Origin of the sequence: Hyphobacterium marinum, from assembly GCF_036330325.1 — a bacterium.
Classification (GTDB): Bacteria; Pseudomonadota; Alphaproteobacteria; order Caulobacterales; family Maricaulaceae; genus Hyphobacterium; species Hyphobacterium marinum.
Genome location: NZ_JAZDRO010000003.1, coordinates 32,844 through 45,308 on the forward strand (window position 1 = coordinate 32,844; position 12,465 = coordinate 45,308).

The 12,465-nt window shown below is 63.7% G+C and carries 7 protein-coding genes and 2 pseudogenes; 7 read left to right on the plus strand and 2 right to left on the minus strand.

The genetic code is table 11. The features are described from left to right. Nucleotides 1–191: 191 nt before the first annotated feature. Both V0U35_RS07885 and V0U35_RS07890 read left to right on the plus strand, forming a co-directional pair. The gene (locus tag V0U35_RS07885) at nucleotides 192–1,700 is read left to right on the plus strand and encodes a SulP family inorganic anion transporter (protein ID WP_373696394.1); all 1,509 of its coding nucleotides are present in this window, start codon (nucleotides 192–194) and stop codon (nucleotides 1,698–1,700) included. 10 nt (nucleotides 1,701–1,710) lie between these two features. Then, a complete protein-coding gene (locus V0U35_RS07890; RefSeq protein ID WP_330196149.1) occupies nucleotides 1,711–2,565 on the plus strand; it encodes a universal stress protein in 855 nt (284 codons plus the stop codon). 6 nt (nucleotides 2,566–2,571) lie between these two features. On the opposite strand, the gene V0U35_RS07895 is transcribed toward V0U35_RS07890, so the two are convergent. Together V0U35_RS07895 and V0U35_RS07900 are read right to left on the minus strand one after the other, a co-directional pair. Next, nucleotides 2,572–2,973 (minus strand): DUF1801 domain-containing protein, encoded by a 402-nt coding sequence (locus tag V0U35_RS07895; protein ID WP_330196150.1) that lies wholly within the window; start codon nucleotides 2,971–2,973, stop codon nucleotides 2,572–2,574. Between the two features lie 18 nt (nucleotides 2,974–2,991). Then, nucleotides 2,992–4,608: pseudogene (locus V0U35_RS07900) on the minus strand (phytoene desaturase family protein); the annotation flags it as partial. 187 nt (nucleotides 4,609–4,795) lie between these two features. Here V0U35_RS07900 and V0U35_RS07905 point away from each other — a divergent pair. The 5 genes and pseudogenes from V0U35_RS07905 to kynA all read left to right on the plus strand — a co-directional run bounded on the left by V0U35_RS07905 (nucleotide 4,796) and on the right by kynA (nucleotide 12,462). Beyond that, complete coding sequence (locus V0U35_RS07905; RefSeq protein WP_330196151.1) at nucleotides 4,796–8,029, plus strand: amidohydrolase family protein; 3,234 nt, start codon at nucleotides 4,796–4,798, stop codon at nucleotides 8,027–8,029. 134 nt (nucleotides 8,030–8,163) lie between these two features. After that, nucleotides 8,164–8,793, plus strand: a pseudogene (locus V0U35_RS14005) (division plane positioning ATPase MipZ); the annotation flags it as partial. Nucleotides 8,794–9,158: 365 nt separating this feature from the next. Next, the gene (locus tag V0U35_RS07915; protein WP_330196153.1) at nucleotides 9,159–9,578 is read left to right on the plus strand and encodes a hypothetical protein; all 420 of its coding nucleotides are present in this window, start codon (nucleotides 9,159–9,161) and stop codon (nucleotides 9,576–9,578) included. A gap of 102 nt (nucleotides 9,579–9,680) precedes the next feature. After that, nucleotides 9,681–11,513: a M2 family metallopeptidase gene (locus tag V0U35_RS07920; protein WP_330196154.1), complete on the plus strand. Its 1,833-nt coding sequence runs from the start codon at nucleotides 9,681–9,683 to the stop codon at nucleotides 11,511–11,513. Nucleotides 11,514–11,613: 100 nt separating this feature from the next. After that, complete coding sequence (kynA, locus tag V0U35_RS07925) at nucleotides 11,614–12,462, plus strand: tryptophan 2,3-dioxygenase (RefSeq protein ID WP_330196155.1); 849 nt, start codon at nucleotides 11,614–11,616, stop codon at nucleotides 12,460–12,462. Nucleotides 12,463–12,465: the final 3 nt, after the last annotated feature.

Sequence of the window (12,465 nt, forward strand, 5' to 3'; positions counted from 1 at the left end):
CCTTGAATTGCCCGGGCAAGGCTTGTGAAAACCGGCCGGTGTGCTAAGCGCGCCCGTAACGGGGTGCCACGGTAATATGCGCGCATCCGAACCAGCGCTTCTTTCCAATGATCGTGCTGACCTTGACCCGCCCGGCTGGCGGCTCCGCCCCTTCGCGCGGAGTTGCACCGGCAATGACCGGACGAATGCCCATGGCCCTGCCTGCCCTTCCCGCCCTGTCGCTCGACCGGATCCGCCAGGACTGGCTTGGCAATGTCCGCGGCGACGTCCTCGCTGGTCTTGTCGTAGCGCTGGCGCTTATTCCCGAAGCCATTGCCTTCTCGATCATCGCCGGGGTTGACCCGCGCGTCGGCCTCTATGCCAGTTTCTCCATCGCTGTCGTCGTGGCCATCACCGGCGGGCGGCCCGGCATGATCAGCGCCGCGACAGCCGCCACGGCGGTCCTGATGGTGACGCTGGTGCGCGAGCATGGCCTGCAATACCTGCTGGCCGCGACCGTGCTGGCAGGTCTGCTGCAGATTGTCGCCGGAACACTGAAACTGGGCGATCTGATGCGCTTTGTCTCGCGCTCGGTGATCACCGGCTTCGTCAACGCGCTGGCCATCCTGATCTTTCTCGCGCAATTGCCCGAGCTGACCAATGTCAGCCTGTTGACCTATGTGCTGGTCGCGGCGGGCCTGGTGATCATTTACGGCTTCCCCTTTATCACCAAGGCCATCCCCTCCCCGCTGGTCTGCATCATTGTGCTGACCGGCCTGTCCTTCGTCATCGGATGGGACGGGGTTCGCACGGTTGGCGATATGGGCGCGCTGCCCGACACGCTGCCGGTTTTCCTGATCCCGGACATTCCGGTCAACCTCGAAACCCTGATGATCATCCTGCCCTATTCGGCGGCCGTGGCCGCGGTGGGGCTGCTGGAATCCCTGATGACAGCCCAGATTGTCGATGACCTGACCGACACGCCGAGCGACCGGAACCGGGAATGCATCGGCCAGGGCCTCGCCAACACTGTCACCGGCTTCTTGGGCGGCATGGCGGGCTGCGCCATGATTGGCCAGTCGGTGATCAATGTGAAATCGGGTGGGCGCGGACGCTTATCCTGTTTCTGCGCCGGTGTGTTTCTGCTGTTCATGATCCTGGTGCTGGGCGACCTGGTCGCCCGCATCCCGATGCCCGCGCTCGTGGCCATCATGATCATGGTTTCGGTCGGGACGTTCTCCTGGAGTTCGATCCGCAATCTGCGGGATCATCCGAAAAGCTCCAGCTTTGTCATGATCGCGACCGTTATCGGTGTCGTGGCCACGCACAATCTCGCCATCGGTGTCGGGATTGGCGTGTTGCTCAGCGGCCTTTTCTTCGCCTGGCGGCTGTCGCGGGCCTTCTCTGTCACCAGTGTTCTGAGCGAAGATGGCCGCACGCGGACCTATACGGTGGATGGCCAGCTCTTTTATGCCTCCAGCGAGGATTTCCTGCGCGCATTTGATTTCCGCGAGGCGCTTGATCACGTCGTCATCGATCTCGGTCAGGCCCATGTCTGGGATTTGTCCAGCGTCGCGGCGGTCGACATGGCCGTCCTGAAATTCCGCCGCGAAGGGGCCGCGGTTGAACTGCGCGGCATGAACGAAGCCAGCCGGACTCTGGTCGACCGGCTCGGGATCCACGACCGGCCGGGCGCACTTGACCGTCTGATGGGACATTAGGAGACAAGCCATGACCAAGCTCATCCTCCTTGTTGATGGCTCGCCCTATGGCGAGAGCGTTTGCGACCTCGCCGCCTGGGTGGCCGCGAAGACCGATGCCGGGATTGACCTGCTTCACGTGCTGGGGCGGCGCGAAACCGGCAGTGGGCCGTCCAACCTATCCGGTTCTCTGGGGCTCGGTGCGAAACGGGCCCTGCTCGACAAGCTGGCCGCCCATGACGAAGAGCGGGCCCGACTGGCCAAGGAGCGCGGCCGCGCCATTCTCGAAGGCGCACGCGAGCGCCTGTCGGCAGCCGGCGTGTCAAACGTGACGGAACGCCTGCGCCATGGCGATCTGATCGAGGCAGTCCGCGACGCCGAACCCGATGCCGATCTCATCGTGCTGGGCAAGCGCGGCGAAGGCGCGGATTTCGCCTCCAGCCATCTCGGGTCCAATCTCGAACGCATCGTCCGGGCCGCGAAAAAACCGGTCCTGGTGGCGTCCCGGTCCATTCCGCCCATGAAGCGTGCGCTGATTGCCTTTGACGGCGGCGAGAGCGTTCGTAAGGCGGTCGATCATATCGCGAAGGGCCGGCTTTTCCGGGACATGCCCATCGACCTGTTGATGGCGGGCGAACCCCGCAGCGGTGCCCAGGCGGCGTTCGATGCTGCAGCAAATACGCTGGAACAGGCCGGAAAAACCGTGACCCAGGTGCGCCGGAGCGGTGAGCCGGAAGACGCCATCACCGATCATGTGGAGGCCCACGGAAGCTCGATCCTGGTCATGGGGGCCTATGGCCACGCACGCATCCGCACGCTGATCATCGGCAGCACCACGACCTCCATGATCCGCAAATGCCGGATCCCGGTCATGCTCTTCCGCTAGCGGGCGTCAGCGCGCGGCGTTGAACGCCGCTGCTGCCTGCACAAGGGCCTTGAACGCCTCCGGGTCCAGCGTGTCGCCTTCGCGAATATCAATCGCGCGGCGTTGCTTGCCTCCGAGGGACGAATTGAACAGGCCCGCCGGATCATCGAGCGCGGCACCATTGGCGAAGGTCAGCTTCACCTTCCCGGTATAGGTCTCGCCGGTGCAGAGGATGCCGTCCTTCTCCCAAACCGGCACGCCGGCCGGATTGGTCGGCTTGCGCCATTTCACGGCTTCCGTGACGTCCTGCAAGGCCTCGTGGATCAGCGCACGGACTTTGGCCAGCACATCGCGGCGCCAGTCACCGAGCGAGGCGATCTTGGCGTCGATTTCCTCTGCAGCAGATTTTCCCGATTGCGGGTCACTCATCAGACATCGCCCCCTTCGTCATCGCCTCAGCCTCACATCCTTCAGCACTTCCCGCGCCGCATTATGCCCCGGTGCGCCAGTGACGCCACCGCCGGGATGCGTGCCGGAGCCGCACTGGTAGAGCCCCCTCACCGGTGTGCGGTAATTCCCGTGCCCGAGAACAGGCCGCGCCGAGAAGAGCTGATCGAGCGAGAGCGCGCCGTGAAAGATGTCCCCGCCGACGAGGCCGAATTCACGTTCGAGATCGGCCGGTGACAGCGCTGCATAGCCCAGCACCGAGTCCGCGAACCCCGGCGCATGCCGGTCGACGGTCGCGATCATCAGCTGAGCGACCTCGTCGCGGTGGTTGTCCCAGTTGCGTTCGCCGGACAGGACCGGTTCGACATGCTGGCAGAAGAGGCTGGCGACGTGTTGGCCGTCCGGCGCGAGCGTGTCGTCCAGCGTTGAGGGGATCAGCATTTCCACGATGGGGTCTTTGGACCAGCCGTCGCGGCGCGCATCCATATAGGCGCGATCCATGTAGGCAAGGCTGGGGGCCATGATGATCCCTGCGGTCAGGTGATCGCCCTCACCCGGCAGGTCGGTGAAGCTGGGCAAGCGGTCGAGCGCGACATTCATCCGGAATGTCCCTGATCCGTTGCGATAGCGTCCGACCCGTTCGCGGAAGTCATCGGGCTGGTGGGCCGCATCGACCAGGCGACCGAAGAGGAGCGACGGGTTGAGATTGGAGACAACGCGCCCTGCCCGGTGTTCGCGCCCGTCCTCGGTCACGACACCGACCGCTCTTCCGCCCTCGACGATGACGTTGTCCACGCCAGCCCCGATCTTGATCGTGACGCCGCGCTCGCGGCAGCTCGCCGCCATCGCCTGAGTGATCGCGCCCATCCCGCCGATGGCATGACCCCAACCACCCTTCTTGCCGTTCACCTCGCCAAAGACGTGGTGGAGGAGGACATAGGCCGAACCCGGCGTGTAGGGGCTGGCGAAATTGCCGACGACGCTGTCAAAGCCGAAGAGTGCCTTGACCGGATCGCTCTCGAACCAAAAGTCGAGCCAGTCCCCGGCCGACTTGGTGAAGAGGTCGAGCGTGTCCCGGCGCGCTTCCAGCGAGAGGTTGCCCAGCCTGCGTCCAATGCTGGCCGACTTGAGAAGTTCGGGAATGGCTGCGGCGAGTCCGCCCTCGGTCATGTTCGGCGGCGTTTCCAGGACCAGCGCGCGCAGCGTGTCGGCAACCGCTTCAAGGCGGCGCTCATACTCGGGCAGGCGTTCAGCGTCGCGTTTGGAGAAGCGCGCGACCTCGGCCTGCGTCCGCCCCTCCCCGGCCAGCAGATAATCGCCGCCGAGCGGCAGAAAATTCGAGACCTTGCGCTCGACAATCCTCAGCCCATGCCGAGGCAAGTCGAGGTCGGCGATGATTTTCGGATTGAGCAGCGAGACCGTGTAGGAACAGGTCGAGTTGCGGAATCCGGGATGGAATTCCTCGGTGACGGCGGCCCCGCCAACGACGCCCCGTCGTTCCAACACGAGAACATCCAGCCCGGCTTCGGCGAGATAGGCCGCACAGACGAGGCCGTTATGCCCGCCGCCAATGACGATAATGTCGTGCCGGGCCGCAGTCATGAAGGTCTCCGCCGAGTCACGCGTAAAGTCCGTGGCCGGACGCTTTCATCTCCGCCAGTCCACGTCCAGTGGTGAGCGGGATCAATTCCCAACATGACAGGCGTGTAATCTTCAATGCGATTGCGCGGGGCTGATCCCGCCCATAGGGTCGCGGTCGCTGTCTGAACGACCGGACCTATTCAATCCGAGGTGCTTAAAAACCATGTCCAGAATTACGAGCCTGCTCGCTGCGAGCCTTCTCATTGCCGTACCCGCCAACGCCCAGGACGCCGAAATGGCGGACGCGGGTGAAGAGGCCGAAGCCGAAGAATCGACCGAGTGGGATGTCAGCGCCCCGCCCATACCAACGCGCGAAATTTCCATTGATGTACGCGAAGGCACCTGGATGAGCCTCGATGTCAGCCCGGACGGGCAGACCATCGCCTTCGACCTGCTCGGTGACATCTACACCATCCCGATGTCCGGCGGTGAAGCGACGAATATCGCCTCGGGCATGGCCTGGGAAATCCAGCCGCGATTCTCCCCGGATGGCTCGATGATCGCCTTCACCAGCGACCGCGCGGGCGGCGACAATATCTGGGTGATGAACACTGATGGCAGCGATCCGCGCCAAGTGAGCGACGAGAGCTTCCGCTTGCTGAACAACCCGACCTGGCACCCGAGTGGCGAATACATCGCGGCGCGCAAGCACTACACCACGTCGCGCTCGGCCGGCACCGGCGAGATCTGGATGTATCACATCACCGGTGGCGGTGGTGTTGCGCTGGTCGAACGTCCCAATCCGGCCTTCCAGAAGGAGCTGGGCGAGCCGATGTTCTCAGCTGATGGACGCTACGTCTATTACACCCAGAACATCACCTCGGGTAACACCTTCATCTACGCACAGGATTCCAACACCGACCTGTTCAACATCCTGCGCTATGAGCTGGAGACCGGCGAGACCGAAACCGCCGTGTCGGGTGCGGGTGGTGCGGTGCGTCCTGCCCCCTCGCCTGATGGCCGCATGATCGCCTTCGTGCGCCGGGACCGGATGCAGTCCCAGCTGTGGGTCAAGGATCTGAATTCGGGTGAAGAGCGTGTGCTCGTCGATGCCATCGACCGTGACAACCAGGAAAGCTGGGGCGTCACCGGCATGTATCCGAACATGGACTGGACGCCGGATTCGGCCTCCATCGTCTATTGGGCCGATGGCGGCATCCATCGCGTCAATGTCGCGGATGGCACGATCACCGACATTCCGTTCCACGTCACCGACACGCGCACGGTTGCCGATCCGCCGCGCCCGCAGGTCGATGTCGCACCGGACACTTTCCAGACGCAGATGCCACGCTTCGCGCAAGTCTCGCCCGATGGCTCGCGCGTGGTGTTTGAATCGCTGGGCCGTCTCTATGTGATGAATGCGTCGGGCGGCACGCCGCAGCGCCTGACCCGCTCGAACAGTGACGAGCGCGAATTCTTCCCGTCCTGGTCGCGCGATGGCTCCCAGATCGTCTTTGTGACCTGGAGCGATGCCGAGCTTGGCTCGATCCGGACCGTGTCGGCTCGCGGCGGCAATTCCCGCGCCGTCACGAGTGATCCCGGACATTATCGCCGTCCGCAATTCTCGCCCGATGGCCGGACCATCGTCTTCGAGAAGGATTCGGGCGGCTTCCTGACGTCGCGGCTCTGGTCGGAAACGACGGGCATTTATTCGATCCCGGCTTCAGGAGGCGAGATGGAACGCATTCTCGCCTCGGGCGATGAACCGCATTTCGGTGCCAGCAATGACCGGGTTTTCCTGACCGTCTTCGAAGACAATCTGCGTCAGCTGATCAGCGTCGACATGAGCGGCGGAGACCGCCGCGTCCACGTGACCGCCGACATGGTGGCCGATTATCTGGTTTCGCCGGATGGCCGCTACGTCGCTTTCCGCGAAAACTACGACGCCTATGTCATGCCCATGCCGCCAGGACCGCAATCGGTCGGGGCCGGCATGTCGGCGTCGGCCTGGCCGGTGACCGAAGCGAGCCTGAATGGCGCGACCTTCCTGTCATGGTCGCACGACTCCGCTCAGCTGAACTGGACGATGGGGCCGACGCTCTACTCGGCCCGCGTGGCGGACATGCTGCCCTCCCGTCCGGTTCCCGAAGGCGCGGAAGGCTACGCCCCGCCCGAAACCGGCGTGTCGCTGTCGATAACCGTCGAAACGGCGCGCCCGACAGGCATGGTCGCTCTGACCGGGGCCCGCATCATCACCATGGCCGACGAGGACGGTGGCGTGATCGAGGACGGCGTCGTGGTCGTCAACGGCAACCGCATCATGGCGGTCGGGGCGCGCGATGCGGTCGAGATCCCCGCCGGTGCTGAAACCGTCGATCTTGCCGGCCGGACCATCATCCCGGGCCTGATCGATGCCCACGCCCATGGACCGCAAGGGACGGACGGGATCATCCCGCAGGAAAACTGGTCGACGCTCGCGCACCTGGCTTTCGGCGTGACGACGATCTTTGATCCGTCCAGCAGTGCCGGCCATATATTCGTCGCTAGTGAGTACCAGCGCGCCGGGCTTCAGTTGCAGCCGCGGACCTATTCCACCGGTGAAGTGGTCTACGGCGCCCACGCGCCGGGTTTCTTCGCCCGCATCGATGACGAAAGCGATGCCCGCGAACACGTCTTCCGCCTGGCGGCCCAGGGCGCGCATGGCATCAAGAACTACAACCAGCCCCGGCGTGACCAGCGTCAGCAGGTCGTGGCGGCTTCCCATGAGGCCGGCGTCATTGTCGTGGCCGAAGGTGGTGCAAACTATCACATGGACATGTCCATGGTCGCAGACGGCAATACGTCCATCGAACACAACCTGCCGGTCAGCATGATCTATGAGGACGTGTTGTCGATGTTCTCCCAGACCCAGGTCGCCTATAACCCGACCATCGTCGTGACCTACGGCGGTCTGGCCGGTGACCCCTACTGGCGGGCCCACATGAATGTCTGGGAACACCCCATCCTGTCGCGCCACGTGCCGCCCAATCAATTGGCCGGGACGGTCCGGCGCCCCATCGCCCCCGAGCATAACTATGTGGATGACGAAAATGCCGTGACGGCCCTGATGCTCGCGGACCGCGGTGTGACGATGGCAATTGGTGCGCACGGTCAGCAGGAAGGCCTCGCAGCACACTGGGAAATCTGGTCGCTGGCCCGGGGTGGTGCCACACCGCTCCAGGCCCTGCGGGCGGCCACGATTGCACCGGCGCGCCATCTCGGCTTTGAGCGGGATCTCGGTTCGATCGAGGATGGCAAGCTGGCCGACCTGGTTATCCTGTCAGCCAACCCGCTCGACGACATCCACAATTCCGATGATGTCGAGATGATCATGCTCAATGGCCGGCTCTACGAGGCGGCCACGATGAACGAGACCGTCACCGGCAACCGCGTCCGCCGGCCCTACTTCTGGGAATAGACGCAATTTGCCGGAAATTTTCCGGCTAAATCCGAACCATCGCCTTAGCGCGATGATAGGCGGCCTCCGGTAGACACACTGCCGGAGGCCGTTTTCCATCCGGTGCGGCTTCCGAAAACGGGAGTTTCACCCCAATGGCCGATCAGAGCGCAGTCCTCGTCTTCGCGTCCCAGAAAGGCGGTTCGGGCAAGACGACATTGTCCGGACACATCGCCGTTGAAGCCGAGCGGGCCGGCGACGGTCCTGTCGCCCTGATTGACACCGACCCCCAGGGAAGTCTGGCCAAGTGGTGGAATGAACGTTCGGCGGCGCGTCCGGCATTCGCACGCGTCGCCATCAGCCAGCTCGGTCCCGGGATCGAGCACCTGCAGCGCAACGGCTTTCGCCTGATCGTCATTGACACTCCACCCGCCGTCACCGAGTCGATCCGGCAAGTCGTTGCGCATGCAGACCTCGTGGTTGCCCCCACGCGCCCCAGCCCGCACGATCTGCGTGCGGTCGGCCCCACGGTCGATATCGCCGACGCCTATCGCAAGGCCCTCCTCTTCGTCGTCAACTCCGCAACCGCCCGGGCGCGGATCACGGGCGAAACCGCCGTTGCGCTGTCCCAGCACGGCGTCGTCGCGCCGGTTACCATCCACCACCGGGTTGATTTTGCTGCTGCCATGATCGACGGGCGAACGGCGAGCGAGGTGCGTCCCGAATCCCGGTCCGCGCAGGAAATTTCGACCCTGTGGACCTACATGAAAGGTCAGCTGGCCCGGATCAAGGGACCGCAATCGGGCTGGCAGCCGGTCCGCGACCTCACCACATCCCTTCTCTCGCCCGCCCTGGCGGAAGACCAATTCGACGACGATGCCGGCGAGGATGATCTCGACCCGGCGCTACTGGTGGATTCCGTCCTGCCCGATCAGTCCCCGACCGGGTCCGGGGGCGCGCTGCCGCCGATTGAAATACCCTCCCCGTTTCAATCCGGCGCGCGCCCCGCTTTCACACCCCGGCAACCGGCGAACGGGAATTGGGACGGGATAGACCGGCGCAAGAGCGACACCGGCCCACCACCCGGCATGCCCGAGCGCCGCCGCGTGTTCGGACGCCGGACTGCCAGCACGCACTAGGGGGCAGAGCCATGAATGCCGATGGTTTCGCCACGCTGCATGGCGGCATGCTGATGCGAAAGGGCCGTGCCGAACCCTCGGCCCCGTCAACGCTCTCCATGTCACACAAATCCGACTCACCGAGCCCGACTGCACCGGGATTTGCCGCCGATCGCCGGGAACCGGATATATCGACACCTGACCGGTCCGCTCGGCTGAAGCTGGGCTCCTGTGTCGAATCGGCAGACGCCCCCGCTTCGGCAGACGGCGGCGGCCTGCTTACACAAAAGGAGAAGCGCGCGCTGCGTTTTGCCGCCGCCATGCTCGACACCAGCGAGGAAGCGCTGATCAACGCTGCGGTTCGTGCGCATCTGGAACGGCTCGCCGCCACGACGCTGCGCCAATGCCCCTGTTTCCTCAAACGCCTGGAGCGCCCGGACAACGCGGACTGACAGCGCGGGTTTGCACACTGCGCCTTCCCCCGCCCGCCCCAACTTGTTTATGCTCGTCCGCGAAACACCCCGCCAAGGTGGGTGGCTCGTGGGAGATTACAGATGACTTTGCGATACGGGGTCGCGTTGGCGGCCATGGTAACGGCACTCGGTGGGGCGGCCTGGGCCGTCCAGGATGCCGAAGACGGAATGACGACCGAACCGACGGTGGAAGAAGCGCTGGAATTCCTCGCTGACGCCGAAGCGGAACTGCGTGAATTCGGCGAATTCGGAGCCCGCACCGCCTGGGTCCAGAACAACTTCATCACCGAGGATACGAACTGGCTGCTCGAACGCATGAGCACGCAGTCGACCGAGATGTCAGTCCGGCTCGCGACCGAGGCGGCCCGCTATGCCGATCTCGACCTGCCCGAAGACGCAGCCCGGAAAATCGCGGTCCTGCGCAACGGTATCACCCTGCCCGCTCCGAACGATCCGGAATCCGCCGCGCGGCTGTCCGAGCTGACCACGCGAATGGGCGCGGCCTATTCCGCCGGCTTGATGGAGATCGACGGCGAAATGGTCGATCACAACGAGCTCGAAAACATCATGCGGACGAGCCGTGATCCCGAATTCCTGAGCCATGTCTGGAATGGCTGGCGGCGGGCTTATGATCCAGCCCAGATGGCGGCGGACTATGCCGAAATGGTCGATATCGCCAACCAGGGCGCACGCGATCTCGGCTTCGACAATCTCGCCCAGATGTGGCTGTCGAACTACGACATGCCGGCCGATGAAATGGAAGCTGAAGTCGAGCGCCTGTGGGGCCAGGTCGAGCCCTTCTACGAACAGCTTCACTGCCATGTCCGCGCCAATCTGAACGAGCTTCACGGCGATGACGTACAGGCCGCAACGGGACCGATCCGCGCCGACCTGCTCGGCAATATGTGGGCGCAAGGCTGGTCCTCGCTCAGCGATGTCGCAGCCGTCGGGGACAGCGAACCGGCCTATGACCTCAATGAATTGCTGGTCGAGGCCGACTACACCCCGGTCCGCATGGTCGAGGTGGCGGAGGGATTCTTCAGCTCACTGGGCCTTGAAGAACTTCCGGACACGTTCTGGGAACGCTCCCTGATCGAACAGCCTCGTGACCGTCAGGTCGCCTGCCATGCCTCGGCCTGGAACCTCGATAGTGTCGAAGATTTGCGCATCAAGATGTGCACGCGCGTCAATGCCGATGACTTCGTCACCGTGCACCACGAGCTGGGCCACAATTACTACCAGCGCGCCTACAACCAGCAGGACTATCTGCTGCAAAGCGGGGCCAATGATGGCTTCCACGAGGCGATCGGCGACTTCATCGCCCTGTCGGTGACACCGGAATATCTCGTCCAGATCGGTCTGCTTGACGAAGACGACATGCCCGGCGCCGAAGCCGATCTGGGCCTCCTGATGGACACGGCGCTCGACAAGATCGCCTTCTTGCCGTTCGCGGTCATGATGGATCAGTGGCGCTGGCGCGTCCTGCGCGGCGAGATCGAACCCGCCGACTACAATTCGGCATGGTGGGAGCTGCGCCAGAGCTATCAGGGTATCGAGCCGCCGGTCGACCGTCCGGCCGACGCCTTCGATCCGGGCTCGAAATATCACATTGCCAACAATGTGCCTTACCTGCGCTATTTCCTGAGCCACATCCTGCAGTTCCAGTTCCACCAGGCCGCCTGTGAGATGGCCGGCTGGGAAGGCCCGCTGCATCGCTGCTCGATCTACGGCAACGAGGAAGTCGGCGCGCGTTTCAACGCGATGATGGAAATGGGCGCGAGCCAGCCCTGGCCGGATGCGCTGGAAGCCTTCACCGGCACCCGTCAGATGGATGGCTCGGCAATCATCGCCTACTTCCAGCCGCTGATGGACCATCTCCAGGAAGAGAATGCTGACCGCGAGTGCGGCTGGTAATCCGTTCCTTTGGACTGATGACCAACGAAGGGGCGGCCAAGTGCCGCCCCTTCCGATTCCCGGCTTCCGTTTTGGTCCGGGCAGCGATAGACCGGAAACCATGAGCGACGCGAAACAGACCTCTGTGGATGTCTCGGGCGAGGACATCCACTGGACACCCGAAGGCGGGCTGACCTACGCCTCCTATCTGGGACTGGAACAGGTGTTGAGCGCGCAAGCGCCGCTCACCGCCGAGCATGACGAGATGATGTTCATCATCATCCATCAGGCCTCCGAGCTCTGGATGAAGCTGTGCATACACGAAGTCTCGTCCGCGATTGCCTGTCTCGAAAAAGGCGATATCGGCCCGGCCCTGAAAATGCTTTCGCGCGTGGCCCGCATCCAGGAACAGCTGACCCAGTCCTGGTCGATCCTCGCGACGATGACGCCGACCGATTATCTGAAATTCCGGGACCAGCTGGGACAATCCTCGGGCTTTCAGAGCCATCAATACCGGGTGCTGGAATATCGGCTGGGCAACAAGAATCCGGCCATGGCCCGCGTTCACAAAGCCAATCCGCCACTGCACAAGGCCGTTGTGGCGGCCCTTGAGGCCCCTAGCCTCTATGACGTGACGCTGAGCCTGCTCGCCAAGGCGGGGTTTGACCTTGCCGACGATGTGACCAAGCGAAACTGGGCCGAACCGTACAAGCCTTCACAGGCCGTCGAGGACGCCTGGAAGGCGGTCTATGAAGATGTCGAGACCTATTGGGAGCTTTACGAACTCGCCGAGAAGCTGGTCGATCTCGAACACAAATTCCAGCAATGGCGCTTCAACCACATGAAAACCGTCGAGCGGATCATCGGCTACCGGCGCGGCACGGGCGGTTCGGGCGGCGTCTCCTATCTCGTCAAGGCGCTGGACCTGCATTTCTTCCCCGAGCTCTGGACCGTGCGGACCTCGCTTTAGACG